22 protein-coding genes and 1 pseudogene are annotated in these 25,067 nt (G+C 71.2%); 16 read left to right on the top strand and 7 right to left on the bottom strand.

The annotated features are described in order from the left end of the window. Positions 1-129: 129 nt before the first annotated feature. The gene (locus ACZ39I_RS10555) at positions 130-564 is read right to left on the bottom strand and encodes a DUF6194 family protein (protein ID WP_467244372.1); all 435 of its coding nucleotides are present in this window, start codon (positions 562-564) and stop codon (positions 130-132) included. Positions 565-615: 51 nt separating this feature from the next. Between ACZ39I_RS10555 and ACZ39I_RS10550 the strand changes: the two genes are divergently transcribed. Then, positions 616-1,359: a MerR family transcriptional regulator gene (locus tag ACZ39I_RS10550; protein ID WP_467244084.1), complete on the top strand. Its 744-nt coding sequence runs from the start codon at positions 616-618 to the stop codon at positions 1,357-1,359. Here the strand turns inward: ACZ39I_RS10550 and ACZ39I_RS10545 are convergent. After that, positions 1,328-2,950, bottom strand: a complete 1,623-nt coding sequence (locus ACZ39I_RS10545) for an ABC-F family ATP-binding cassette domain-containing protein (protein WP_467244083.1) — start codon at positions 2,948-2,950, stop codon at positions 1,328-1,330. The two genes, ACZ39I_RS10550 and ACZ39I_RS10545, sit on opposite strands and share 32 nt — an antisense overlap. A 283-nt stretch (positions 2,951-3,233) precedes the next feature. On the opposite strand from ACZ39I_RS10545, the gene ACZ39I_RS10540 reads away from it, so the two are divergent. Continuing rightward, positions 3,234-3,881, top strand: coding sequence for a GOLPH3/VPS74 family protein (locus ACZ39I_RS10540; protein WP_467244081.1), 648 nt, complete (start codon positions 3,234-3,236; stop codon positions 3,879-3,881). 569 nt (positions 3,882-4,450) lie between these two features. Here ACZ39I_RS10540 and ssgD read toward each other — a convergent pair. Then, on the bottom strand, positions 4,451-4,867 hold the full coding sequence (gene ssgD / locus ACZ39I_RS10535; protein WP_280848220.1) for a spore wall synthesis regulator SsgD: 417 nt from the start codon (positions 4,865-4,867) through the stop codon (positions 4,451-4,453). Positions 4,868-5,109: 242 nt separating this feature from the next. On the opposite strand from ssgD, the gene ACZ39I_RS10530 reads away from it, so the two are divergent. Both ACZ39I_RS10530 and ACZ39I_RS10525 read left to right on the top strand, forming a co-directional pair. Next, a complete protein-coding gene (locus tag ACZ39I_RS10530; RefSeq protein ID WP_467244079.1) occupies positions 5,110-6,222 on the top strand; it encodes a WD40/YVTN/BNR-like repeat-containing protein in 1,113 nt (370 codons plus the stop codon). 50 nt (positions 6,223-6,272) lie between these two features. Continuing rightward, positions 6,273-6,602 carry a plasmid stabilization protein gene (locus ACZ39I_RS10525; protein ID WP_467244078.1) on the top strand — a complete coding sequence of 110 codons (330 nt, stop codon included), beginning with the start codon at positions 6,273-6,275 and terminating at the stop codon, positions 6,600-6,602. 4 nt (positions 6,603-6,606) lie between these two features. Here the strand turns inward: ACZ39I_RS10525 and ACZ39I_RS10520 are convergent, their stop codons facing one another. Beyond that, complete coding sequence (locus ACZ39I_RS10520) at positions 6,607-6,903, bottom strand: YciI family protein (protein ID WP_467244077.1); 297 nt, start codon at positions 6,901-6,903, stop codon at positions 6,607-6,609. Between the two features lie 42 nt (positions 6,904-6,945). Here ACZ39I_RS10520 and ACZ39I_RS10515 point away from each other — a divergent pair, with 42 nt between their 5' ends. After that, positions 6,946-7,647 carry an endonuclease V gene (locus ACZ39I_RS10515; RefSeq protein ID WP_467244075.1) on the top strand — a complete coding sequence of 234 codons (702 nt, stop codon included), beginning with the start codon at positions 6,946-6,948 and terminating at the stop codon, positions 7,645-7,647. 72 nt (positions 7,648-7,719) lie between these two features. Then, positions 7,720-7,878, top strand: coding sequence for a morphogenic membrane protein MmpA (gene mmpA, locus ACZ39I_RS10510; protein WP_352380771.1), 159 nt, complete (start codon positions 7,720-7,722; stop codon positions 7,876-7,878). Positions 7,879-7,921: 43 nt separating this feature from the next. Here the strand turns inward: mmpA and ACZ39I_RS10505 are convergent, their stop codons facing one another. Further along, positions 7,922-9,100, bottom strand: a complete 1,179-nt coding sequence (locus ACZ39I_RS10505; RefSeq protein ID WP_467244074.1) for a saccharopine dehydrogenase family protein — start codon at positions 9,098-9,100, stop codon at positions 7,922-7,924. A 90-nt stretch (positions 9,101-9,190) separates the two neighbouring features. Here ACZ39I_RS10505 and ACZ39I_RS10500 point away from each other — a divergent pair, with 90 nt between their 5' ends. The 5 genes from ACZ39I_RS10500 (at position 9,191) to ACZ39I_RS10480 (ending at position 15,449) form a co-directional block, all read left to right on the top strand. Then, on the top strand, positions 9,191-9,589 hold the full coding sequence (locus tag ACZ39I_RS10500) for an MmcQ/YjbR family DNA-binding protein (protein WP_467244073.1): 399 nt from the start codon (positions 9,191-9,193) through the stop codon (positions 9,587-9,589). Positions 9,590-9,685: 96 nt separating this feature from the next. Then, a complete protein-coding gene (locus tag ACZ39I_RS10495; RefSeq protein WP_467244071.1) occupies positions 9,686-10,840 on the top strand; it encodes a CaiB/BaiF CoA transferase family protein in 1,155 nt (384 codons plus the stop codon). A gap of 10 nt (positions 10,841-10,850) precedes the next feature. After that, positions 10,851-11,993, top strand: a complete 1,143-nt coding sequence (locus tag ACZ39I_RS10490; RefSeq protein WP_467244070.1) for an acyl-CoA dehydrogenase family protein — start codon at positions 10,851-10,853, stop codon at positions 11,991-11,993. Positions 11,994-12,014: 21 nt separating this feature from the next. Next, positions 12,015-13,229, top strand: a complete 1,215-nt coding sequence (locus tag ACZ39I_RS10485; RefSeq protein WP_467244068.1) for an acetyl-CoA C-acetyltransferase — start codon at positions 12,015-12,017, stop codon at positions 13,227-13,229. Positions 13,230-13,271: 42 nt separating this feature from the next. Continuing rightward, the gene (locus ACZ39I_RS10480) at positions 13,272-15,449 is read left to right on the top strand and encodes a 3-hydroxyacyl-CoA dehydrogenase NAD-binding domain-containing protein (RefSeq protein ID WP_467244066.1); all 2,178 of its coding nucleotides are present in this window, start codon (positions 13,272-13,274) and stop codon (positions 15,447-15,449) included. Positions 15,450-15,516: 67 nt separating this feature from the next. Here ACZ39I_RS10480 and ACZ39I_RS10475 read toward each other — a convergent pair whose 3' ends face one another. Continuing rightward, complete coding sequence (locus tag ACZ39I_RS10475) at positions 15,517-16,242, bottom strand: MerR family transcriptional regulator (protein WP_467244065.1); 726 nt, start codon at positions 16,240-16,242, stop codon at positions 15,517-15,519. A gap of 214 nt (positions 16,243-16,456) precedes the next feature. Between ACZ39I_RS10475 and ACZ39I_RS10470 the strand changes: the two genes are divergently transcribed. Beyond that, positions 16,457-17,923, top strand: coding sequence for an amino acid permease (locus ACZ39I_RS10470; RefSeq protein WP_467244064.1), 1,467 nt, complete (start codon positions 16,457-16,459; stop codon positions 17,921-17,923). Between the two features lie 10 nt (positions 17,924-17,933). Next, positions 17,934-18,308: pseudogene (locus ACZ39I_RS10465) on the top strand (PfkB family carbohydrate kinase); the annotation flags it as partial. Positions 18,309-18,366: 58 nt separating this feature from the next. Here ACZ39I_RS10465 and ACZ39I_RS10460 read toward each other — a convergent pair. Next, positions 18,367-19,860, bottom strand: coding sequence for a M1 family metallopeptidase (locus ACZ39I_RS10460; RefSeq protein ID WP_467244063.1), 1,494 nt, complete (start codon positions 19,858-19,860; stop codon positions 18,367-18,369). Positions 19,861-20,021: 161 nt separating this feature from the next. Between ACZ39I_RS10460 and ACZ39I_RS10455 the strand changes: the two genes are divergently transcribed. The 3 genes from ACZ39I_RS10455 (at position 20,022) to ACZ39I_RS10445 (ending at position 25,052) form a co-directional block, all read left to right on the top strand. Then, on the top strand, positions 20,022-21,998 hold the full coding sequence (locus ACZ39I_RS10455; RefSeq protein ID WP_467244062.1) for a Xaa-Pro dipeptidyl-peptidase: 1,977 nt from the start codon (positions 20,022-20,024) through the stop codon (positions 21,996-21,998). A gap of 129 nt (positions 21,999-22,127) precedes the next feature. Continuing rightward, entirely contained in the window at positions 22,128-23,828 is a 1,701-nt protein-coding gene (locus ACZ39I_RS10450; protein ID WP_467244061.1) for a BCCT family transporter, read from the top strand. A gap of 195 nt (positions 23,829-24,023) precedes the next feature. Next, on the top strand, positions 24,024-25,052 hold the full coding sequence (locus tag ACZ39I_RS10445) for an oxidoreductase (protein ID WP_467244060.1): 1,029 nt from the start codon (positions 24,024-24,026) through the stop codon (positions 25,050-25,052). Positions 25,053-25,067 lie beyond the last annotated feature (15 nt).

Genomic DNA, 25,067 nt, shown 5'->3' with positions numbered 1-25,067 from the left:
ATCGGCGGGACAGGGACGGCTCCCGTGACGGGCGCCGGTCAGCCATCATGCAGCGCCGGTCCGTGTCGACAAAACCCCCGTACCCGGGCTGTGCCCCTCCTGAGACGCGCACGGCAGACGCTCCACGGCTCACGAGCACCGCCGCACCGCACGCGCGCGTGCCGCCTCGTGGGCCTCGCGCAGCAGTCGTACGACCGTCCCGGTGGTCCGCTCGCCGGGATTCACGACGCAGATCCAGCCGAGGGCGCCGTAGAGCGGGTGCGGCAGCACCACGTCGGCCGCCGCGGGGTCGCGCCGCTCCCCGAGGAGTCCGGGGAGCGCCGTACGCCCGACCTGGACGTTGACGCGCCAGCGGCCCGGCGGGTCCAGGTCGGAGGCGGTGTCTTCGGGGTAGTCCTTGGTGACGATCGTCCCGTAGGGCTGGGTGCTGCGGGGCATCCGACCGTCGGGGGCGTAGTAGAAGAACGCGTCGCCCCACGCGATCTCGGGGGAGTCCCCACCGGGCTCCGGGACGACCACGAGTGCCCCGTCGAAGCCGCGCACGGTCGCGATGATCTGTTCCATACTCATGGTTCAAGCGTGACCTTCAAGTGCTTATGTGGGGTTGGCCGAACGATGCGCACAGCCGACGTCGCCAGGGAGTCCGGGTACTCGGTGCAGCAGGTGCGCGACCTGGAGCGGCTGGGGGTGATCCCGCCGGCGGTACGGTCGGACAACGGCTACCGCTCCTACACGGCGCTCCACGTGCACGCACTGCGCGCCTATCGAGGGCTCGCCGCCGCAGTCGGCCCCGTCGAGGCGCGGCGGCTGCTCACCGAACTGCGGACGGCGACGATCACCGAGGCGGCCTCGGCGGTCGACGAGGTCCACGCCCGGCTCGCGCGGGAGCGCGCGGAGGTATGGCGCGCCCAGCGGGCGCTCCAGGGCATCCGGGCCGAAGGGGGCGGCGAGGGTGACGAGGAGGACGAGGGCGGCGGCTCCATGACCATCACGCAGCTCGCGGAGGCGCTCGGCGTGCGGTCCTCCACCCTGCGGTTCTGGGAGGAGGAAGGGCTGGTCCTCCCGGAGCGGGTGACCACGCTGCGCGCCCGTCGCTACGGTCCCGCGGCGATCAGGGCGGCGCGCGTCGTCGTCGCCCTGCGTGCCGGCGGGTACGGCATCCCGGCCGTGCGCGAGGTGATGGGCGCCCTGGAGAACCTCGACGGCCTCGACGGACCGGAGGACGCCCGACGCATCCTGCGGGAACGGCTCGACGGGCTCGCCGCCCGGAGCGTGGGGCTGCTCCGGGCGGGCGCCGATCTGGCGGCCGTTGTCGCCGCCGCGGACGCTACCCCGGGAGCTCCAGGGTCTCCGGAGTGACCTCCCGCAGCTCCCCGTCCAGCATCAGCCAGCGCGTGACGCCGATCGACTCCAGGAACGGCAGGTCGTGACTGGCCACGATCAGCGCGCCCTCGTAGGACTCCAGGGCCGAGGTCAACTGTCGCACGCTCGCGATGTCGAGGTTGTTCGTCGGCTCGTCGAGCATGAGCAGCTGGGGTGCGGGCTCCGCCAGCATCAGCGCGGCCAGCGTCGCCCGGAAGCGTTCGCCGCCGGACAGCGTCGACGCCTGCTGGTCGGCCCGGGCGCCCCGGAACAGGAAGCGGGCGAGACGGGCCCGTACCCGGTTGTTGGTGGCGCCCGGCGCGAACCGGGCCACGTTCTCGGCGACCGACAGCTCACCGTCGAGGACGTCGAGGCGCTGGGGCAGGAAGCGCAGCGGCACATGGGCCGTCGCCTCGCCCGACACCGGCGACAGTTCACCGGCGATCGTCCGCAACAGCGTCGTCTTGCCCGCGCCGTTGCGCCCGATCAGCGCGACCCGCTCGGGGCCCCGCAGATCGAAACCGCCCTTGACCCGTGCGCCGTAGGCGAGTTCCAGGTCCATGAGGGCCAGCACCGTACGGCCCGGCGGCACGGCCGTGTACGGCAGGTCGACGCGGATCTCGTCGTCGTCCCGTACGGCCTCCACCGCCTCGTCGAGCCGGTCCTTGGCCTCGGCGAGCTTCTCCTCGTGCATGATGCGGTGCTTGCCCGCGGACTCCTGCGCCGAGCGTTTGCGCGCCCCCATGACGATCTTCGGCTCGCGCTTCTGCTCGAACATCTTCTGGCCGTACCGCTTGCGCCGGGCCAACTTGACCTGCGCGTCCGCCAGTTCGCGCTTCTGCTTGCGGAAGTCGGACTCGGCGACCCGCACCATCCGCTCGGCCGCCTCCTGTTCGACGGCGAGGGCCTCCTCGTAGGCGGAGAAGTTGCCGCCGTACCAGGTGACCTCGCCCGCGCGCAGATCGGCGATCTGGTCGACCAGGTCGAGGAGTTCGCGGTCGTGGCTGACCACGACCATCACCCCGGGCCAGGAGGCCACAGCCGTGTACAGCCGCCTGCGGGCGTACAGGTCGAGGTTGTTGGTGGGCTCGTCGAGGAGCAGGACGTCCGGGCGGCGCAGCAGCAGTGCCGCCAGTCGCAGCAGCACCGACTCGCCGCCCGAGACCTCGCCGATCCGGCGGTCCAACCCGACGTGCCCGAGCCCGAGTTCACCGAGGGTGGCCAGGGCCCGCTCCTCCACGTCCCAGTCGTCGCCGACCGTCTCGAAGTGCTCCTCGGCCACGTCGCCCCCCTCGATGGCGTGCAGGGCGGCGCGCTGAGCGGAGATACCGAGCGCCTCGTCGACCTTCAGGCCGGTGTCGAGGGTGACGTTCTGCGGGAGGTATCCGACCTCGCCCGCGACGCGCACGGCGCCGTCGGCCGGGGTGAGTTCACCGGCGATCAGCTTCAACAGGGTTGATTTACCCGAACCGTTGACGCCGACGAGTCCCGTCCGGCCGGGGCCGAAGGCGATGTCGAGGCCGTCGAGGACAGGGGTGCCGTCGGGCCAGGAGAAGGTGAGCGAGGTGCAGGTGATGGAAGCAGACATACAAGTCTCCGCGGTTGCTCGAAGCGAGAAGGGGCAAACGCGTATCGAGACACCCGCGACCACGGGAGACGACGGAAAACCGGAGGGCACGGACCAGGTCCTGCTCGTCGGAACGGCTCGTATGCCGAGGTCGCACGCGGCGCACACACCTCAGGTGTGTGACACGGTGTCTCAGGACCTCAGACGAGCAACGTCCTTCTCCGATCGACGGCAACAGAAGCGTTCTACACCGTACGAGGCGGCCATAAGGCTGTCAACGAGTTAATGCGCCTTAGGAGGCCCCGTGCCCGACGGCTCGCTCTCTCTGCCGGCCCACCTCTATCTGCTGGCCTGGGACACCTCGAAGGCCGAGACCGCCGGCGTCGGCCAGGTCCCCCAGCTGGTGCGGGCCGGTGCCCTGACCGAACTGGCCCGGCGCGGTCTGCTCCTCGACGAGGACGGCATCGCCACCCCGGTCGACATGGACGCCGAGACCGGGGACCCCGTGCTGGACGGGCTGCTCGAACTGGTCCGTGAATCCCGGCCGCACCGGTGGCGGGGCTGGGTGACACCGCACACCCGGATCACCCTGGACGCCGTACGGGAACAGCTCACCGCGGGCGGACAACTGCGCGCCCGGAAGAGGCGGGTCCTCGGGCTGTTCCCCACGGTGGAGTACGACCTGGCCCGCCCGGTCGTCGTGGAGGCGCTCCAGGAGGAGGCCCGGCAGGTCCTGCGGGGACCGGTGCCGGGCGTGGACGTCTCCGACCGGGACGCGGCCCTCGTCGCGCTCGCCGCCGCGGCCGGTCTGCGCACCCTGCTGCCCCGTGGGGAACACCCCGAGACACGCGTCGAGGAGCTGATCGAGCGCAGCGGGCAGGTCGCTCCGGTGCTGCGGGAGCTCGTCCACGGGGTGCGCGGGGCGGCGGCCTCGGTCGCGGCGCGCGCCTGAACGTCGAGGGCGGAGTCCTGCCGGCGCTGTCGCGGGCGAAGCCGTCGGGCCCCAGGTGCATGGCGATCCAGGACACTCCGCGAGCGCGCTCCCGCCTTCCGTTCCCTGCACGTCCCCGGCACTTCGGCCCGTCCTGCCGAACGCCTGGGACCCGAGCGCCGGGCTCTCCTGAGCTGGGCGCGGTGGAGGGCGCCCGCCTGGGCCGTGAGGGGGCCCTGGACGCCGTGGGGCGGATCGTGGGCGCGCCAGTCGGCGCGGCCATCGAGAGCGGCTAGGCGCCGGACGCCTGGGCGCCACCGAAAGTTCGTCAACGCCCGTATCGACACGCGTTGGAACCGCCGACCCCACTGTGGAGCGTCCCGCAGCCTCCGTTCCTCGTCGACGGGACCGACCGTCCGCTGAACGTCATGGCCGGATCCGGCGCCCCGTCCGTTGCCGATCCCGCCTCACTCGGGCCGCGCACGCCCTGGTCCGCCGCGCCGCGCGGGAGCTGCTGGGCGCGGGGACGTACGACGTGCCGGCCGGCGGGCTCGACCACAGCGAGCGCAACGCCCGCCCTGGCGACCGCGTCAGTACGCGTCGCGCATCAGCTCGGCCAGGTCGTGGTCGAGGTCGAGTTGGAGGTGCTCCAGACCGGTCGGCACGAGGTCGTTCGTGGCCTCCAGGAACCGGCGCAGTTCGCCCGTGCGCACATGCACGACGGCGGTGCCCTCGGGAGCGTGGAACTCGAGAACGGTGCGGTCGTAGCCGTACGGCCGCACCCGGACGTCGCCGTGGCCCTCGGGCTCGTGCAGGCCGGTGGTGAGCAGTTCGCGGCTGAAGGTCCAGCAGACCTCGACGCCCTCCAGGGTGGCCGGGGCGGGGAAGGTCATACGGACGGCGAACGGATCACAGCGGTCGTAGTGCAGGGTGGCGGGAATGCTCGGCATCCGCGGTGCCGCGGCGACGAGACGGGCCTCTACGGGCTGCTCGATGACGGTGGACAACGCCTTGCTCCCTTGTGACGGCTGATTGGGCTTCCGGGGTGGGACGGGCACTGGAAGAGACGTCGGAATGAGCCAATCCGTGTACACGAAAGGCGAGTGACCTCTGTCACCGTCTTCATGCCCCGCTGCGATCCGGTCCTTCTCCCGTGCCCCGAGAGTCACTTGTGACACCCCGCGCACCGCTCGGCGGGCGGCCGAGGGCATCTGGACGGCGCCGGGAGCGTGGGCTAGCTTCGCCCGCCATGAGGCGCTTGGGGAACACGCGAGGCAAGAGACGAACGGGTCCGGTGTTCCGGACCATCACCGCGGGAGCGGTCTCGGCGGCGGCGCTGGCCGCCCTGACCGCCGTACCGGCCGAGGCGCACGACCCGGACGGCCGTACACCGCACTGGGCACTCAAGGACAGCGGCACCCCCGAGGTGCGGTTCCGCGGGCTGTCGGCGGTCAGCCGCAACACCGCCTGGCTGGCCGGCACCCAGGGCACCGTGCTGCGCACCACGGACGGCGGGGCGAGCTGGCGAAACGTCTCACCGCCCGGTGCCGCCGAGCTTCAGTTCCGCGACATCGAGGCCTTCGACGCGCACCGGGCGGTGGTGCTGGCCATCGGGGAGGGCGAGGCGTCCCGCGTCTACCGCACCGAGGACGGCGGCGCGACCTGGACCGAGTCCTTCCGCAACACCGACGCCAAGGCCTTCTACGACTGCCTCACCTTCTTCGACCGCCGCCACGGTCTCGCCATGAGCGACCCGGTGGACGGGAAGTTCCGTGTGCTGTCGACCTCCGACGGCGGCCGCTCCTGGAAGGTGCTGCCGGACAAGGGCATGCCGGCCGCGCTCGACGGCGAGGCGGGCTTCGCGGCGAGCGGCCAGTGCCTGGTCAGTTCCGGGCCCCGGGACGTCTGGCTGGCCACCGGCGGCGCCGCACGCGCGCGTGTGCTGCACTCCGCCGACCGGGGGCTGACCTGGACGGCGTCCGACACGCCGATCCCGGCGGGCGACCCGGCCAAGGGCGTCTTCGCGCTCGCCTTCCGCGACCGCGCCCACGGACTCGCGGTCGGCGGCGACTACCGGGCCGACCAGAGCTCTCCGCAGGCCGCCGCCCGCACCGGCGACGGCGGCGCGACCTGGCGGCCCGCCGCGGCCCCGGTGACCGCCTACCGCTCCGGTGTGGCCTGGCTCCCGCACAGCCGCGCCGCAGCCCTCGCGGTCGGCCCCACCGGCACGGACCTCACCGGGGACGGGGGCAGGACCTGGCGGACCGTGGACACCGGCTCGTACGACACCGTGGACTGCACGGTCGACGGCGGCTGCTGGGCGGCCGGGGAGAAGGGGCGAGTGGCTCGTCTGGAGAAATGAGTGGCGGAATGTGGGTACCCGGTCGCCGACGGCGAAAGGAGTGATCCCCCATGCCAGCCGGCTCCAGCTCGAAGCGCGAACGCCAGTACGAGCACATCAAGGAGAGCGCCCAGGACCGGGGCGAGAGCACCGGACGGGCCAAGGAGATCGCGGCGCGGACGGTCAACAAGGAGCGTGCCCGTTCCGGCGAGTCCAAGACCGCCAGCCGCACCTCGACCCAGGACATGTCGTCCGGCAAGCGGGGCGGCCAGCGGTCCGGCAAGGGCTCCCAGGGCCCGACGTACGACCAGCTCTACGAGGAGGCCAAGCGCAAGGGCGTCAAGGGCCGCTCGGACATGAACAAGAGCCAGCTCCAGCGCGCCCTCGGCAACAAGGGCTGACCCGTCAGCCGGGCGTCTCCCGGTACGGCTCCAACGCCGGAGCCGTCTTCGTCGCGGCGAACTCGGTGACGCGGTACGCGCATACCCCGGCCGCGACGAACGGGTCGCCCGCGGCGATCTCCTCGATCCGCGCACGGTCCTCCGCGACGGCGATGATCACCCCGCCGTCGCGGGGGTCCTTGGGCCCGGACGCCAGGAACAGGCCCTTCGCGTACTGCTCGTCCAGCCAGAGGACATGCGCCGGCAGAACGGCGTCCACGGCATCGAGCGCGGCGGTGTAGCTGAGTTCCAGTACGAACATGATCGCGAGCCTACGCCGCCGAGCCGTACGCTCGTCCCCACCATGACGACAGTGGACATTCCCGCGGGCTGGCCCGCGACCGAGGAGCAGGCCCGCGCCATCCAGGACGAGTTGAGGGCGAGCACGGTCCTCGACGAGACGGGCCCGCCGCCGGGCACCGGGCATGTCACCGGGGTCGACGTGGCCTACGACGACGAACGGGATGTCGTCGCGGCGGCGGCCGTGGTGCTGGACGCGGCCACTTCGGAGGTCGTGGCCGAGGCGACCGCGGTGGGCCGGATCTCCTTCCCGTACGTCCCAGGCCTGCTCGCCTTCCGGGAGATCCCCACGGTGCTCGCCGCCCTCGACGCTCTGCCGTGCCCGCCCGGACTGGTCGTCTGCGACGGCTACGGCCTCGCCCACCCCCGCCGCTTCGGCCTCGCGAGCCACCTCGGCGTCCTCACCGGCCTGCCGACGATCGGGGTCGCCAAGAACCCGTTCACCTTCACGTACGACGATCCCGGCGCCCGACGCGGCGCGTGGACGCCGCTGCTGGCGGCCTCGGAGGAGGTCGGCCGGGCCCTGCGCACGCGCGAGGCGGTGAAACCGGTCTTCGTCTCGGTCGGCCACCGCGTGAGCCTGGACAACGCCTGCGCCCACACCCTCGCGCTCACACCGGCGTATCGCCTGCCGGAGACGACGCGCAGGGCGGACGCACTGTGCCGACGGGCGCTGCGCGAGGCGACGTCCCGGCAGGGGGTCTGAGGGGGACTGAGTACGTCGTCTGAGTATCTGTACGGATGTGGGTGCCCCGGTGTGCTCGGCAGGCTGTCCCGCATGACGACGCACCGCGTGACCCACCGTTCTCCCAAGCCCCTCGCCGACCCGAACCGGCCCGTCGAGCGCGCCGTGACCGCCGCGCTGGTCCTCGGCGTGCTCGCCGGGCTCGGCTGGATCGTGGGGATGATCTACACGGTGGCGGGCTGGTCCTTCTAGGCCCGGTTCACCGGTGTGCGAGGCCCGCGTGCACGGTCCGCCCTCACCGGCTCGACGCCACCCGGAAGGTGATCCCGGCCCGTCGCAGCCGCTCGATCAGGGCGTCACCCATCGCGACCGCCGTGGTGACCTGGCCGGACGTCTCCGGAAGGTCGTCGAGGGCCAGGGACAGGGCCGACTCGGCGAACATCTTCGCCGTCTCGTCGTACCCCGGGTCGCCGCCCGCGACCTCCGTGAACACCCGTCGGCCACCGCCCTCGCCGACGAAGCGCACCGAGAACCAGCTCTTCGCGCGCTTCTCCGCGCTCGGCCCGTCCCCCGGCTTGAGCCGGTCGGACAGCCAGTGCCGCGCGGGCGGCAGCTGGGCCGCCGTGACGAGCGCGCCCATCGCCGCCACACCGCCCAGCGCGACGGGCAGACGTCGTACGGCCGCGTAGTGGCGGTAGCGGAAGTCGGGGCCGTAGCGATCGAGCGCCTTCGCCGACCGGCGCACGATCTGCGGGTCGATCGTCGGCAGCGGCAGCGCCCACGCGCCGATCTCCTTTGCGAACCGGGGCGCGCCCGTCGGCGCGGCGGCACGCCGGCCCACCAGGCGCGGCTCGTGCCGCCGCCGGTCCCGCTCGGCGGCCAGCATCGGCCGCAGCCGCGAGAACTGGTTCAGCGCGGACGCGAACGTACCGCCCGAGAACGTGGCGTCGGCGGTGACGAACCCGTCGACCGTCAGCGGTACCCCCTCGGGCAGCTGCTGGACGGTGAAGTAGGCACCCAGGTCGTGCGGGACCGAGTCGAACCCGCAGGCGTGCACAAGGCGTGCGCCGGTCTCCCGCGCGCGTGCGTCGTGCCGGACGTACGTCAGGTCCACGAACTCCGGCTCGCCGGTCAGATCCAGGTAGTCGGCGCCGGTGTCCGCGCAGGCCGCGACGAGGTCCTCGCCGTAGTTCACGTACGGCCCCACGGTCGTGGCCACCACGCGCGCGTGCTCGGCGAGTTCACGCACGGAGCCCGGCTCGGCCACGTCGGCGCGCAGGACTCCGACGCTCTCGCCGCCCGGCAGCCGTTCGCGCAGCCGTTCCAGCTTTCGCTCGCTGCGGCCCGCGACGGCCCAGCGCAGCCCCTCGGGGGCGTGCGCGGCGAGATACTCCGCGGTCAGCGTGCCGACGAAGCCGGTGGCTCCGAAGAGCACGATGTCGTAGGGACGGTCCGTTCCGTTCAGCCTGCTCATGACACTCCTCGGTCCGCACCACGCGCCGTTGTCGGTGGCCGAGGCTAGCGTGAGGAGTGCGGAGCCCGACGACGAGCCCGGAGGTGGAAGGTGACCGTGCCCGAAAACGCCCTGAGGAAGAGGGAGAAAGTGCGTGAATTCGCCCTCGGGCTGCCGGGTGCCGTCGAGGAGTTCCCGTGGGGTGAGTCCGTGGCGAAGGTCAAGGGGAAGGTGTTCGTCTTCCTCGGCGTCGACGACGGCAGCCACCCGCCGGGCATGACGGTGAAGCTCACCGACGAGGCCGTGCACGCGCACGCACTGGCCTGTCCCGGCGCGGCACCGTCCGGGTACGGCCTGGGCAGGGCCGGCTGGGTGCGCGTCCCGCTGGAGGGCGAGGGCGTCCCGGCCGCGGAGCTGCTGTGCGACTGGGTGGAGGAGAGCTACCGCGCGATCGCGCCGAAGCGGCTGACAGCCGAGCTGGACGGACGCCGATCCCCGACAATTGGCTAAGCGCTTGCTCGCTCAGCTCTTGTGCTCGGTGGAACACGTTCTTAGCATCACTGGTGTTACATCACTTGTGTCATACCTGTGGGACTTGGGGGCCGAATGGCGACGACGCCAGGACAGGGGCCGCTCACCGGCGTGCGCGTCGTCGAGCTGGCCGGGATCGGCCCGGGGCCGTTCGCCGCGATGCTCCTGGCCGACCTGGGCGCCGACGTCGTGCGCGTCGACCGACCCGGCGGAGTCGGCCTGGCGATCAAGCCGGAGTACGACGTCACCAACCGCAACAAGCGTTCCGTGGTGGTCGACCTGAAGTCCCCGGACGGCCCCGCCCGCGTCCTCGACCTCGTCGCCCGTGCCGACATCCTCATCGAGGGCAACCGCCCCGGAGTGGCGGAACGCCTCGGCGTCGGCCCCGAGGACTGTCACGCGCGCAACCCCGCCCTCGTCTACGGCCGCATGACCGGCTGGGGCCAGGAGGGGCCGCTGGCCCAGCGCGCCGGGCACGACATCGCCTACATCGCCCTCACCGGCACCCTCGGCCTGATCGGTGAACCGGGCCGTCCTCCGGCCGTGCCCGCCAACCTCCTCGGCGACTACGCGGGCGGCTCCCTCTACCTCGTCGTCGGTGTCCTCGCCGCCCTGCACCACGCGCGCGCGACCGGCACCGGCCAGGTCGTGGACACCGCCATCGTCGACGGCACCTCCCACCTCTCCGCGATGCTCCACGGCATGGCCGCGGCCGGCGGCTGGCAGGACCGGCGCGGCGCCAACCTCCTCGACGGCGGCTGCCCGTACTACGGCACCTACGAGACCGCCGACGGCAAGTACATGGCGGTGGGCGCGCTGGAGCCGCAGTTCTACGACCTCTTCCTGGACCTGCTCGGTCTGCCGGACTTCGCGGACGCCCGCAAGGACTGGACCCGCTGGGGCGACCTGCGCGAGGCGGTCACGGCCCGCTTCCGCAGCCGTACGAGGGACGAGTGGACGGCCGTCTTCGAGGGCACCGACGCGTGCGTGGCGCCCGTGCTGTCGCTGCGCGAGGCCCCGCACCACCCGCACCTCGCCGCCCGCGGCACCTTCACCGACCACGGCGGCATCACCCAGCCCGCCCCCGCGCCCCGCTTCTCCGCGACCCCCACGGCCGTCCGCACCGGGCCCGCCCGGGCCGGCGCCCACAGCGCGGACGTGGCACGCGACTGGGACGTACCGGATCTTCTGAAAGGCCCGATTGCAGGCCCTGATGAAGGCCCCGAATGAAAGGCCTCGAATGAAGCGGCAGCTCTTCGCGCCCGAGCACGACGCGTTCCGCGCGACCGTGCGCGCCTTCCTGGCCAGGGAGGTCCTGCCGTACTACGCGCAGTGGGAGACGGACGGCATCGTCTCCCGCGAGGTCTGGCGGGCGGCCGGCAAGCAGGGCCTCCTCGGGCTCGCCGTGCCCGAGGAGTTCGGGGGCGGCGGCACCACCGACTTCCGCTACGCCACCGTCCTGGCCGAGGAGTTCACGCGCGCGGGCACTCCCGGGCTCGCCCTGGGCCTGCACAACGACGTCATCGGGCCCTACCTCACCGGCCTCGCCACCGAGGAGCAGAAGCGCCGCTGGCTGCCCGGCTTCTGCGACGGCTCGCTCGTCACCGCCATCGCCATGACCGAACCCGGCGCGGGCTCCGACCTCCAGGGCATCCGCACGCATGCGGAGGACCGCGGTGACCACTGGGTGCTGAACGGCTCCAAGACGTTCATCTCCAACGGGATCATCGCCGACCTGGTGATCGTCGTCGCGAAGACCACCCCCGAGGGCGGGGCCCGCGGACTGTCGCTGCTGGTCGTCGAGCGCGGCATGGACGGCTTCGAGCGCGGCCGCAACCTCGACAAGATCGGCCAGAAGGCCCAGGACACGGCCGAGCTGTTCTTCCATGACGTGCGCGTGCCCAAGGAGAACCTCCTCGGCGAGCGCGACGGCGCCTTCGGGCACCTGATGACCAACCTCGCGCAGGAACGCCTGAGCATCGCCGTCGCCGCGATCGCCGCCGCCGAGCACCTCCTGGAGATCACCACCGAGTACGTCAAGGAGCGCGAGGCCTTCGGGCGGCCGCTCGCCACCAAGCAGCACATCCGGTTCGAGATAGCCGAGATGGCCACCGAGTGCGCCGTCACGCGGACCTTCGTCGACCGCTGCGTCGAGGACCACTACGACGGGGGACTGGACGCCGTCCACGCCTCCATGGCCAAGTGGTGGGCGACCGAGCTCCAGAAGCGGGTCGCGGACCGCTGCCTGCAACTGCACGGCGGCTACGGCTACATGAGCGAGTACCCGGTCGCGCGGGCTTTCACCGACGGCCGGATCCAGACCATCTACGGCGGCACGACCGAGATCATGAAGGAGATCATCGGCCGTTCCCTGCTGAGCTGACCCTCATTGAAAGGCTTCCTCGTGAGCACCGAAGCGTACGTGTACGACGCGATCCGCACCCCGCGCGGCCGCGGCAAGGCGAACGGCGCCCTGCACGGCACCAAGCCCATCGACCTGGTCGTCGGACTCATCCACGAGATCCGCGCCCGCTTCCCGGATCTGGACCCGGCGGCGGTCGACGACATCGTGCTCGGCGTCGTCAGCCCGGTCGGCGACCAGGGCTCCGACATCGCCCGCACCGCCGCGATCGCCGCGGGCCTCCCGGACACGGTCGCGGGCGTGCAGGAGAACCGCTTCTGTGCCTCAGGCCTGGAGGCCGTCAACCTGGCCGCCGCCAAGGTGCGTTCGGGCTGGGAGGACCTGATCCTGGCGGGCGGTGTCGAGTCGATGTCCCGGGTGCCGATGGCCTCCGACGGCGGCGCCTGGTTCAACGACCCGATGACCAACCTCGCCGTCAACTTCGTGCCGCAGGGCATCGGCGCCGACCTGATCGCCACGATCGAGGGATTCTCGCGGCGTGACGTCGACGAATATGCCGCTCTGAGCCAGGAGCGTGCGGCGACGGCCTGGAAGGAGGGCCGCTTCGACCGTTCCGTCGTCCCGGTGAGGGACCGCGCCGGCCTGACCGTCCTCGACCACGACGAGCACCTGCGCCCCGGCACCACCGCCGACTCCCTCGCGGGGCTCAAGCCGTCCTTCGCGGACATCGGCGACCTGGGCGGCTTCGACGCCGTGGCCCTGCAGAAGTACCACTGGGTCGAGAAGATCGACCACGTCCACCACGCGGGCAACTCCTCCGGCATCGTGGACGGCGCCTCGCTGGTCGCGATCGGCTCCCGGGAGGTCGGCGAGCGCTACGGCCTCACCCCGCGCGCGCGGATCGTCTCCGCCGCGGTCTCCGGCTCCGAGCCCACCATCATGCTCACCGGCCCCGCGCCCGCCACCCGCAAGGCGCTCGCCAAGGCCGGGCTGAGCATCGACGACATCGACCTGGTCGAGATCAACGAGGCCTTCGCGGCGGTCGTCCTGCGCTTCGTGCGGGACATGGGCCTGTCGCTGGACAAGGTCAACGTCAACGGCGGCGCGATCGCGCTCGGCCACCCTCTCGGCGCCACCGGCGCCATGATCCTGGGCAGCCTGATCGACGAACTGGAACGCCAGGACAAGCAGTACGGCCTCGCGACGCTCTGTGTGGGCGGCGGCATGGGCATCGCCACCATCGTCGAGCGCGTCTGACCCCCTCCCACGGATACGACGGATCACACGGAGCACTTCCACATGAGCACTCAGCCCACGACCATCCGCTGGGAACAGGACCGCACGGGCGTCGTCACCCTCGTCCTCGACGACCCGAACCAGTCCGCCAACACCATGAACCAGGCGTTCCGCGACTCCCTCGCGGTGATCACCGACCGCCTGGAGGCCGAGAAGGACACCATCCGCGGTGTCATCATCACCTCCGCCAAGAAGACCTTCTTCGCCGGCGGCGACCTGCGTGACCTGATCCGGGTCACACCCGAGACCGCGCAGGAACTCCTCGACGGCGGCCTCGCGATCAAGCGCAACCTGCGCCGCATCGAGACGCTGGGCAAGCCGGTCGTCGCCGCCATCAACGGAGCGGCCCTGGGCGGCGGTTACGAGATCGCCCTGGCCTGCCACCACCGCATCGCCCTCGACGCGCCCGGCTCCAAGATCGGCTGCCCCGAGGTCACCCTGGGCCTGCTCCCGGGCGGCGGCGGTGTGGTCCGCACCGTCCGTCTCCTGGGCATCGCCGACGCCCTGCTGAAGGTGTTGCTCCAGGGTACGCAGTACGCCCCGCAGCGCGCCCTGCAGAACGGCCTGGTCGACGACGTGGCCACCACCCAGGACGAACTCCTCGCCAAGGCCCGCGCGTTCATCGAGGCCAACCCCGAGTCCCAGCAGCCCTGGGACAAGCCGGGCTACCGCATCCCCGGCGGCACCCCCGCCCACCCGAAGTTCGCGGCGAACCTGCCCGCCTTCCCGGCGAGCCTGCGCAAGCAGACCAACGGCGCGCCCTACCCGGCCCCGCGCAACATCCTCGCGGCCGCGGTGGAAGGCGCCCAGGTCGATTTCGAGACCGCGCAGGTCATCGAGGCGCGCTACTTCGTCGAGCTGGCCGCCGGTCAGACCTCCAAGAACATGATCCAGGCGTTCTTCTTCGACCTCCAGGCGGTGAACTCCGGCGCCAACCGCCCCAAGGGCGTTTCACCCCGCCAGGTCCGCAAGGTGGCCGTGCTCGGCGCCGGGATGATGGGCGCGGGCATCGCGTACTCGTGCGCCCGCGCGGGCATCGACGTGGTCCTCAAGGACGTGTCACCGCAGGCGGCGGCCAAGGGCAAGGCCTACTCGGAGAAGCTCTGCGCGAAGGCGGTCTCCCGCGGCCGTACGACGCAGGAGAAGGCGGACGCGCTCCTGGCCCGCATCACGCCGACGGCGGACCCGCAGGACCTCGCGGGCTGCGACGCGGTCATCGAGGCGGTGTTCGAGGACACGGCGCTGAAGCACAAGGTCTTCCAGGAGATCCAGCACATCGTCGAGCCCGACGCACTGCTCTGCTCCAACACCTCGACCCTCCCGATCACCGCGCTGGCCGAGGGCGTGGAGCGCCAGGACGACTTCATCGGCCTGCACTTCTTCTCACCGGTCGACAAGATGCCGTTGGTCGAGATCATCAAGGGCGAGCGCACCGGCGAGGAAGCCCTGGCGCGCGCCTTCGACCTGGTGCGGCAGATCAGGAAGACCCCGATCGTCGTCAACGACTCCCGCGGCTTCTTCACCTCCCGCGTGATCGGCCACTTCCTCAACGAGGGCGTGGCCATGGTCGGCGAGGGCATCGAGCCCGCGTCGGTCGAACAGGCGGCGGCGCAGGCGGGCTACCCGGCGAAGGTCCTGTCGCTGATGGACGAACTGACGCTGACGCTCCCGCGCAAGATCCGCAAGGAGACCAGGCAGGCGGTCGAGGAGGCGGGCGGCACCTGGACACCCCACCCCGCCGAGGCGGTCATCGACCGCATGGTCGACGAGTTCGGCCGCACCGGCCGCAGCGGAGGCGGCGGCTTCTACGACTACGGCGACGACGGCAGGCGCACCTCCCTGTGGCCGGGCCTGCGCGAACACTTCACCCGCGCGGGTTCGGAGATCCCCTTCCGGGACATGCAGGAACGCATGCTCTTCTCCGAGGCCCTGGACACGGTCAAGCTCCTGGAGGAGGGCGTCCTGACCTCGGTCGCCGACGCCAACATCGGCTCCGTCTTCGGCATCGGCTTCCCCGGCTGGACGGGCGGTGTCCTCCAGTACATCAACGGCTACGAGGGCGGCCTGCCGGGTTTCGTGGCACGCGCGCGTGAACTGGCGGACCGGTACGGCGAGCGCTTCACGCCTCCGGCGCTGCTGGTCGAGAAGGCGGAGAACGGGGGCCGTTTCGCGGACGAGTGAGACGGACGCCGCGCACGCCGGGCGGGCGAACTCGGCTCGCCCGGCGCGCGGGGCACCCTTCACCGTCTCAGGAGGCCCCGCCCACCTCTGACGTCCACTCTCGCAGTTCCTCCTTCAGGGACCGCTGGAACGTCGTCAACAGGGCCTGCACGACCAGGGGTTCCATGTGCGCGGACAGCGACCTCACGTCCTGCGCGTCCCGCTGTGCCACCTCGCCCCGGAACAGCTGCGACAACTCGTGCGCGGCGGCCCGGGAGTGCTCGATGAGCACCTTCCGCGAGGCGAGGATCGCCTCCTGCGACAGGGGGACGTCGAGCAGTCCGACGCCGAGCCGGAGCAGCCCCAGGTCGACGCGGTAGCCGTCACCGTCCCGCCGTACGACGTCCATCGCGGCGAGCCGCTCCAGGTCGTCGTCGCTCAGCGCTCGCCCCGCCCGCCGCTGGAGTTCCTCGCGCGTCACCCGCTCCACCACGTCCGGGGCCCAGGAGGCCACGACCGCCCGGTGGATCGCGAGGTCGTGGGCGCTCAGGTCGGCCGGGAGCTGCTGCATGTACCGCTCGATCGCCGCCAGCGTCATCCCCTGGTGCTGCAGCTCCTCGATCAGTGCGAGGCGCGCGAGGTGCTCGCGGCCGTAGTGACCGACCCTGCGCGGACCGATCACCGGCGGCGGCAGCAGTCCTCGGGTGCCGTAGAAGCGGATGGTGCGGACCGTGACCCCCGCCCGCGCGGCGAGCTCGTCGACGGTGAGGGCCGGCTCCTCGGGATCGGCGTCGGGGGAGGGGTCGGTCGTCATGTGCAGCAGTATCGCTGTCTCACCACTGCTGTGACACCCGCTCGGCGTCTCCTCTCCGATCATGTGAGGTGCCTCCCGCTGTGATGTCCGCCACCGAGTGCGGGGGCGTTTCGAGGGAAGGCGAGCCCTCGGCTTGTGCCAGGAGGCAGGGGCCGACGCACGTCCGGAGACCCGGGCGAGACCTGCCGGGGCGCACCAGAGAGTGGAACCACCTGTGAGCAAGGACGCCGTGCAATCGGCACAGGCCGCCTCCCGCACCGACGTGGCCCAGGCGCCCGCCGACGCGGGCGACGCCGGCTACAGCAAGGACCTCAAGGCCCGCCACGTCAACATGATCGCCATCGGCGGCGCGATCGGCACCGGCCTCTTCCTGGGCGCCGGAGGACGACTGCACACCGCGGGCCCGGCGCTGGCGCTGGCCTACCTGATCTGCGGCATCTTCGCCTTCTTCGTCGTCCGCGCCCTGGGCGAGCTGGTCCTCTACCGCCCCTCCTCGGGTTCCTTCGTGTCGTACGCGCGCGAGTTCCTCGGCGAGAAGGGCGCCTACGTCGCCGGCTGGATGTACTTCCTGAACTGGTCGACGACCGGCATCGCCGACATCACCGCGATCGCGCTCTACACCCACTACTGGAGCCTGTTCACCGACATCCCGCAGTGGACGCTGGCGCTCATCGCCCTCGCGGTGGTGCTGACCGTGAACCTGATCTCGGTGAAGATCTTCGGCGAGATGGAGTTCTGGTTCGCGATCATCAAGGTCGCCACCCTCGTCGGCTTCATGCTGATCGGCATCTTCCTGCTGGCCACCCAGCACGAGGTGGGCGGCGGGACGCCCGGCACGAGCGTGATCACCGACAACGGCGGCGCCTTCCCGTACGGCGTGATGCCGGTCGTCCTCGTCATGCAGGGCGTGATCTTCGCGTACGCCGCGCTGGAGCTGGTCGGTGTCGCAGCGGGGGAGACGGCGGAGCCGGAGAAGGTCGTCCCGCGCGCGGTGAACTCGATCATGTGGCGGGTGGCCCTGTTCTACGTCGGCTCGGTCGTCCTGCTGGCCCTGCTCCTGCCGGCCTCGGTCTACTCGGCCGACGAGAGCCCGTTCGTCACCGTCCTGTCGAAGATCGGGGTTCCGGCGGCCGGTGACGTGATGAACCTGGTGGTCCTGACGGCGGCGATGTCCTCGCTGAACTCGGGCCTGTACTCCACGGGCCGCATCCTGCGCTCGATGGCGACGGCGGGTTCGGCCCCGAAGTTCACGGCCCGCATGAACCGCAGCCAGGTCCCCTACGGCGGCATCCTGCTCACCTGCGCGGTCTGCGTCCTCGGCGTGGGCCTGAACTACCTGATGCCGAGCCAGGCCTTCGAGATCGTGCTGAACGTCGCCTCCCTCGGCGTCATCAGCACCTGGGTGATCATCATGGTCTGCCACCTGGTCTTCGTCCGCCGCGCGCGGTCGGGCCTGCTCACCCGCCCTTCCTTCCGCCTGCCCTTCAGCCCGGCCACCGAGATCACCACGATCGCCTTCCTCCTGGCCTGCCTGGGCATGATGTGGAACGACCCCGAGGTCGGCCGCAGGACGCTCCTGCTCATCCCGGTGATCGCGGTACTCCTGGTGGGCGGCTGGTTCGGCGTCCGCCGCAGGGTCGACCAGACATCGGACCGCGAGCTGACCGACCTCACGGACTGACGGGGCACCGGAGCCCTTCGCCCTCGCCGCCGACGTGGTCTTCCTGTCCGCGGCCGCCCTCCTCGACCCCGAGCACACCCTGCGCGACATCGCCGGGCGCGGCCGTGCCGAGGTGGTCGTCGCCACCGCGGGAGCCGAGGGCGCCTACCTCCTGACCGACGACGAACTGACCCACATCCCGCCGGGCAGCCCGCCCGTCCCCGTGATCGACCCCAACGGCGCGGGGGACGCCTTCGCCGCCGCCTTCCTCTTCGGCCGCCTGACCGGCGAGCCCCCGCACCGGTGCGCCCTGTACGGCGCGGTGGCCGGCGCCCACGCCTGCACGGTGCCGTCGACCGGGGCGGACGCGATCACCCGGGACGCACTGCTCATCCGGACCGGGTGAGGACGCCGTCGGAGCGGCCCGCACCTCGACGGGAGTCGAAGGACGGGCCGCCCGACCCCTAGTCGGTGTGCACGTCGTTCGTCGCCGCGATCTGCTTCCACGACTTGGGCCGCACAGGAGCCTGCGCGGTCCTCGCGATCGACGCACCCCGCGCCGCGGGCGCCCCCGGCTTCGACGGCTGGAACAGCCACGTGTCGAACAGCGCGGCCAGCGACTGCCCCGACACCTCCTCGGCGTACTTCTGGAACTCGGCGACGGAGGCGTTGCCGTACGCGTACTTCTGCGGCCAGCCCTTCAGCATCGCGAAGAACGCGTCGTCGCCGATCTCGTTCCGCAGCGCCTGCAGGGCCAGCGCGCCCCGGTCGTAGACGGCGATGTCGAACTGGTTCTCCGGCCCGGGGTCACCCGGCTTCACCGTCCAGAACGCGTCGTCGGCCGGGTGCGAGGCGTACACGTAGTCGGCGAGTTCCTGCGCGGTCCCCTCGTCCTCGTGCTCGGACCACAGCCACTGCGCGTACCGCGCGAAGCCCTCGTTGATCCAGATGTCCTTCCAGCCGTGCACGGACACCAGGTCGCCGTACCACTGGTGGGCCAACTCGTGCACGACCACGGAGGTGTTGGACCCGTTCGCGAACTGGCGCGGGCTGTAGAAGGGCCGGGTCTGTGTCTCCAGCGCGTACCCGGTGTTCGTGTTCGGCACATAGCCGCCGAGCGCGTCGAAGGGGTAGGGCCCGAAGTACCCGCTCAGCCAGTCGGCGATCTCCCCGGTCCGCTCGACACTGGCCCGCGCCGCGCCGTAGTTGGCCCCGAGGTCCTTGCTGTAGGCGTTGACGACCGGAATGCCACCGTCTGTCGTCCCGGTGGTGAGGTCGAACTTCCCGACGGCGAGCGTCGCGAGATACGTGGCCTGCGGCTTGTCGGAGCGCCAGTTCCAGCGGGTCCAGCCGAGACGTGAACTCGTGGACTGGAGCGTGCCGTTGGAGATGGCCTGGTTGCCGTCGGGCACGAGGACCGACACGTCGTAGGTGGCCTTGTCGAGCGGGTGGTCGTTGCTGGGGAACCACCACCAGGCCGCCTCGGGTTCGTTCGCCCCGACCCCGCCGTCAGGGGTGCGGTGCCAGCTCGTGAAGCCGTACGCCTGCTTCGACGACGGCACCCCGCTGTAGCGGACCACCACCGTCACGGACGTTCCCTTGGCCAGCGGCGACTGCGGCGTGATCTCCAGCTCGTGCTCACCGGAGGTGGTGAACGACGCCTTGGCGCCGTTGACCCGCACCTCGCTCACGTCGAGGAGAAAGTCCAGATCGAAGCGGGACAGGTCCTGCGTGGTGCGCACCAGAAGGGTGGCCGTGCCCTCCAACTCGTCCGTCGCCGGCTGGTACTTCAGCCGCAGGTCGTAGTGGGAGACGTCGTATCCGCCGTTGCCGTAGTCCGGGTAGTAGGGGTCGCCGATGCCCGGAGCGCCGGGGGAGAAGCCCGCCGCCGACGCCGGGATCGCCAGCATCAGGGAGGCCGCCGCGAATGCGCCCGGTGCGATGAGTCTGCGGTGCACGAAAGCTCCAAGTCGTGGGGAGATGAAGTCTGTTCGCAGCCTATTCACCACCTGTGAGCCGGAAGTGTCCACGGTCCCTCCTGTCACACGATCGCCATTCGGCCGTCACGGACTCGAAGGGCCCCCTTTTATACGGGAGTTGACCGCAGTACCGTCCGCCCATGTCGATACGCACGCGCTTCACGACCTGGAGACCGCTCGCGACAGCCGCCGCGGCCACCGCCGCCCTGCTGGCGACCTTCCTCGCGCCCGCGACCGCACAGGCCCAGACCCGTACGGCCCCGCGCGAGAGCCAACCGATCTACTCGTACGAGAACGCCGTCCGCGAGGCCGTCTGGGTGGACACCCGGCTCGACGGCGACGGTGACGGAAAGACCGACCGTGTCGCCGTCGACATCGTCCGGCCCCGCGAACCCGCCCAGCGGGGCCGCAAGGTCCCGGTCATCATGGACGCCAGCCCGTACTACTCCTGCTGCGGACGCGGCAACGAGAGCCAGCTGAAGACGTACGACGCCCAGGGGAACGTCGTCCGGATGCCGCTGTTCTACGACAACTACTTCGTGCCCCGCGGCTACGCCTTCGTCGGGGTCGACCTCGCCGGCACCAACCGCTCCGACGGCTGTGTGGACGTCGGCGGCCGCTCCGACATCCAGTCAGCCAAGGCGGTGGTCGACTGGCTCAACGGCCGGGCCACCGCGTACACCAGCCGCACGGGCACCGCGAAGGCCAGAGCCGGCTGGACCAACGGCAGGACCGGCATGATCGGCAAGAGCTGGGACGGCACCATCGCCAACGGCGTCGCCGCCACCGGCGTCAAGGGGCTGAAGACCATCGTCCCGATCAGCGCCATCTCCACCTGGTACGACTACTACTTCTCCCAGGGCGCCCCGCTCTACGACTCCGGGCCCGACTGGCTCTCCGACTACGTCGACAGCCCCGACGCCCGCACCAAGTGCGCCGCCGTCCAGCAGAAACTCGTCGACCAGGCGCCCCGCACCGGCGACCGGACCCCGCTGTGGACCGAGCGCGACTACGTGAAGGACGCGCGCAAGGTCAAGGCCAGCGTCTTCCTCGTCCACGGGATGCAGGACCTCAACGTCCGTCTCCAGCACGTCGGTCCGTGGTGGGACGCCCTCGCGAAGAACGGCGTCGAGCGCAAGATCTGGCTCTCCCAGACCGGCCACGTCGACCCCTTCGACTTCCGGCGCGCGGAGTGGGTCGACACCCTGCACCGCTGGTTCGACCACGAACTCCTCGGCTACGACAACGGCATCGACCGCGAGCCCATGGCCGACATCGAACGCCACCCCGACCAGTGGGTCACCTCCAAGTCCTGGCCCCCGCGCGGCACTTCGGCGACCACTCTGCGCCCCGCGAAGGGCGCACAGCCGGCCGTCGGCACCCTCGGCCTCACCAAGGCCAAGGGCACCGAGACCTTCACCGACGACCCCGCGCTGAGCGAGACGGACTGGGCCGCCCGGATCGACACGTCGACCCCCGACAAGGCGGGATTCACCACCGGAACCCTCACCAAGGACCTCCGCCTGTCCGGATCCTCCAAGGTCACGGTCACGGCGACCCCGACCACCACCACGGCCCACCTCTCCGCCGTACTCGTGGACCTCGGCCCCGACACCATCCGCGACTACGCGGCCGGCGGCGAGGGCATCACCACCCTCACCGACCGCACCTGCTGGGGCGCGAGCACGACCGGCGACAGCGCCTGCTTCAAGCAGACGCAGGCGAAGACCACCGCGGTCGACTACACCGTGGTCAGCCGCGGTTGGGCCGACCTGGGCAACTACGCCTCGGCCCGCAAGGGCGTCCCGCTCACCCCGGGCAAGGCGTACACCATCACCCTCGACCTCGGCGCCACGGACCACGTCGTCCCGGCGGGCCACCGCCTCGCCCTGATCGTCGCGGGCACCGACAAGGACCTCATCGACCCGCCGTCCACCAAGCCCACCCTCACGATCGACCTGACCCGCACCTCGGCCCGCGTCCCGCTGGTCGGCGGCGCCGCCGCCTTCGCGCACGCGACGAAGGGCGCCGAGACGGTCGTACCGGATGCGGCGCGAGCCCTCGACGGTGTCCGCGCTCCGCGCGCCAGCCAGCGTGTCCCGGAGGCGGGCCGGTGATCGGATCCGTCACCGCCGGGGAGCCCGACACCGGCTGCTGAATCGGTCGAGATCTGCGGCACCTGTGGTAGGTCCTGGGGAACTGTGTGAAAACCGGCGTATCCACCGCTCCAGGGGAAGGTGCCGCAGATGACTGAAGACCTGAAGAAGAGAGGTGGCCGGGAAGGTGCCGCGGGCATCCTCGGCCACGAGACCGACCGGGTGGTGTTCGGTGTCACCGCCGTCATCACCCTGGCCTTCGTGATCTGGGGCTGGGCGGCGACGGACTCCCTGGAGGACGTCTCCACCACCCTGCTCAAAGGGCTGATCCACAACGGCGGTTGGGCCTTCATGCTGGCCGCCTCGTGCTTCGTGGTGTTCGCCCTGTGGCTCGCGATGAGCCGCTACGGCCGCATCCACCTGGGCGCCGAGGGCGAGGAGCCCGAGTTCAAGACGGTGTCCTGGGTCGCGATGATGTTCAGCGCCGGCATGGGCATCGGCCTGATGTTCTACGGCGTCAGCGAGCCCCTCTCGCACTACACGACCCCGCCCCCGGGCACGAACCCCGCCAACTCCGGTGAACGCATGGAGACGGCGATGGCCACCACCCTCTTCCACTGGACCCTGCACCCCTGGGCGATCTACGCGGTCGTCGGCCTCGGCATCGCCTACAGCACCTTCCGCAAGCGCCGGCGCCAGACCATCAGCGCCGTGTTCACCCCGCTCATCGGGGAGAAGCACGCCAACGGCACCGTCGGCCGGGTGATCGACATCCTCGCGATCATCGCCACCGTCTTCGGCTCCGCGGCCTCCCTGGGCCTCGGCGCCCTCCAGATCGGCTCCGGTTTCCAGGAGCTGGACTGGATGGACGACGTCAGCACCGGCCTGCTCGTCACGATCATCACCGTGCTGACCCTGGCCTTCGTGCTCTCGGCCGTCTCCGGCATCGAGCGGGGCATCCAGTGGCTGTCCAACACCAACATGGTGCTCGCCCTGATTCTCGCCGTGTTCGTGTTCATCGCGGGCCCCACGATCATCGTGCTCGACCTGCTGCCCACCTCGGTCTTCTCCTACCTCGGCGACCTGCCCCAGCTCGCCGGCCGTACCGAGGCGAGCGGCGGCAAGGGCGTCGCGGACTGGCTCGGCAGCTGGACCGTCTTCTACTGGGCCTGGTGGATCTCCTGGACGCCCTTCGTCGGCATGTTCATCGCCCGCATCAGCCGCGGCCGCACCATCCGTCAGTTCGTCGGCGGCGTCATCCTCGTGCCCAGCACGGTCAGCCTCGTCTGGTTCGCGATCTTCGGCGGTACGGCCATGAAGCTGAAGGAGGGCGGCGCGCTCGGCGGCGAGTCGACCCCGGAGGGCCAACTCTTCGGCGTGCTCCAGGAGTTCCCCATCGCCACCGCGACGAGCCTGCTCGTGATGATCCTGGTCGGCATCTTCTTCGTCTCGGGCGCCGACGCCGCGTCCATCGTGATGGGCACGCTCTCCCAGCGGGGCGCCCTCGAACCCGGCCGGTTCGTCGTCGTGTTCTGGGGCGTGGTCACCGGAGCGGTTGCCGCCATCATGCTGCTCGTCGGCAGCGGCCAGGGCGACGCGCTCACCGGCCTGCAGAACCTCACCATCCTGGCCGCCGCGCCCTTCGTCCTCGTGATGATCGGCATGTGTGTCGCCCTCATGCGCGACCTGCGCCGGGATCCGCTCATCGTGCGCGGCGAGATGGGCTCCGAGGCCGTCGAACTCGCCGTGATCGAGGGCCACCGGAAGTACGACGGCGACTTCGGGATCCAGATCGGCCCGGGCCCCGGCACCGAGACGGAGGGCGACCCGCTGGGCCACGACCACAGCTGATCCGGCGCACACCGAGGAGGCGGTCACACCCGCTCCGACCGGTCCTCCTTCGACCATGCGTACGCCGCTGACGCCGGGCCGCGCCGCCAACTCCCCGTACCCGCCGAGGTGCACGTCGGACGACCGCGCCGCCCGGCGTGAGCGGAATGACCCATGCCGTGCTCAGACCGGCCCAAAGCCGGGAATACTCACCCCATGTCTGCCGCCTACGCGACCTTCGGCCTGGCACCGGCGATGCGTGCCGGTGGAGTCCTCGCCAACGGTGACTTCCAGGTACACCGGGACTTCGTGGACTTCATCGTCGACGGCCGCCCCCTCCTCTTCCAGCTCTCCGACCTCGACGCCGTCTCCCCCCTCGCCTCCGACGTGCCACCCGCGATCTTCACCGCCCAGGTCCGCAGCCTCCTGGGCGAGACGGACGCCCCGCTTCCGAACGGTCGTCACGTCATCTACGGCTGTCCCGAGTGCGAGGACCTCGCCTGCGGAGCCGTCACCGCCGTCATCGAGCGGGACGGCGACGACGTCATCTGGAAGGACTTCGCCTGGCAGAGCGCCGAGGACGTGGACCTCCGGCTCAGCGGCTACCACGGCATCGGACCGTTCCGTTTCCGGGGCGCCGAGTACCGCGCGGCGCTCGACTCCCTGCTCCGGGGCGGCAACGGCTCCGAGGGAGCCCGACGCCGGGTCCTGCTCATCGGCGCCCGCGTCGCCGTCCTCGCCAAACTCGCCGCCGCCCTGCGCACCATCGGCATCGGCGCCGACATCACCCACGAGGTGGGAGCCGTCCACGCCGACGAACTGCGCGGCTACGGCGCCGTCGCCTTCGGCCACGCGGTCGCCGAGGAGGAACGTGCCGCCGTACGCCGCTCCTTCGAACGCGCGGGCGTCGACGTGGCCTATGTCGACGGTCTCGCCCCGATCGTCCCGCTGCTCGTGGCCCAGATAGAGCACGCCCTCGACCGCAGCCCCGTCGCACAGCGCCGGCTGACCCGGCTGGTCGCCGCCGCCGGCGAGGCGGCTGTCGAGGTCACCTCACCGTGCCGGGTGCGCCTGACGGCGTACCGCCTCGACCGTCTGTATCGCACCCACGCCCAGGAGGTCTTCGACGGCGTCCTGGAAGCGGGCCGGCACCGGATCGCCCTGGACGCCAAGGCGGTGAAGGGAGAATCGTTCGTGGTGGCGCGGACCTCGGGAAGTGTCCTGGTGGAGGCGATGGCCCGGTGAGAAACGGGGCGTCGG

It is taken from the genome of Streptomyces sp. NPDC024687, assembly GCF_055559055.1.
The sequence above is the reverse complement of the archived record's forward strand: the minus strand, read 5'-3'. Positions and strand labels throughout refer to the sequence as shown.

Excerpts from the sequence above, each read along its gene's own strand:
- ACZ39I_RS10555 (WP_467244372.1), bottom strand. The coding sequence starts at position 564 with ATGGAACAGATCATCGCGACCGTGCGCGGCTTCGACGGGGCACTCGTG.
- ACZ39I_RS10550 (WP_467244084.1), top strand. The coding sequence starts at position 616 with ATGCGCACAGCCGACGTCGCCAGGGAGTCCGGGTACTCGGTGCAGCAG.
- ACZ39I_RS10545 (WP_467244083.1), bottom strand. The coding sequence starts at position 2,950 with ATGTCTGCTTCCATCACCTGCACCTCGCTCACCTTCTCCTGGCCCGAC.
- ACZ39I_RS10530 (WP_467244079.1), top strand. The coding sequence starts at position 5,110 with ATGAGGCGCTTGGGGAACACGCGAGGCAAGAGACGAACGGGTCCGGTG.
- ACZ39I_RS10525 (WP_467244078.1), top strand. The coding sequence starts at position 6,273 with ATGCCAGCCGGCTCCAGCTCGAAGCGCGAACGCCAGTACGAGCACATC.
- ACZ39I_RS10520 (WP_467244077.1), bottom strand. The coding sequence starts at position 6,903 with ATGTTCGTACTGGAACTCAGCTACACCGCCGCGCTCGATGCCGTGGAC.
- ACZ39I_RS10515 (WP_467244075.1), top strand. The coding sequence starts at position 6,946 with ATGACGACAGTGGACATTCCCGCGGGCTGGCCCGCGACCGAGGAGCAG.
- mmpA (WP_352380771.1), top strand. The coding sequence starts at position 7,720 with ATGACGACGCACCGCGTGACCCACCGTTCTCCCAAGCCCCTCGCCGAC.
- ACZ39I_RS10505 (WP_467244074.1), bottom strand. The coding sequence starts at position 9,100 with ATGAGCAGGCTGAACGGAACGGACCGTCCCTACGACATCGTGCTCTTC.
- ACZ39I_RS10495 (WP_467244071.1), top strand. The coding sequence starts at position 9,686 with ATGGCGACGACGCCAGGACAGGGGCCGCTCACCGGCGTGCGCGTCGTC.
- ACZ39I_RS10490 (WP_467244070.1), top strand. The coding sequence starts at position 10,851 with ATGAAGCGGCAGCTCTTCGCGCCCGAGCACGACGCGTTCCGCGCGACC.
- ACZ39I_RS10480 (WP_467244066.1), top strand. The coding sequence starts at position 13,272 with ATGAGCACTCAGCCCACGACCATCCGCTGGGAACAGGACCGCACGGGC.
- ACZ39I_RS10475 (WP_467244065.1), bottom strand. The coding sequence starts at position 16,242 with ATGACGACCGACCCCTCCCCCGACGCCGATCCCGAGGAGCCGGCCCTC.
- ACZ39I_RS10455 (WP_467244062.1), top strand. The coding sequence starts at position 20,022 with ATGTCGATACGCACGCGCTTCACGACCTGGAGACCGCTCGCGACAGCC.
- ACZ39I_RS10450 (WP_467244061.1), top strand. The coding sequence starts at position 22,128 with ATGACTGAAGACCTGAAGAAGAGAGGTGGCCGGGAAGGTGCCGCGGGC.
- ACZ39I_RS10445 (WP_467244060.1), top strand. The coding sequence starts at position 24,024 with ATGTCTGCCGCCTACGCGACCTTCGGCCTGGCACCGGCGATGCGTGCC.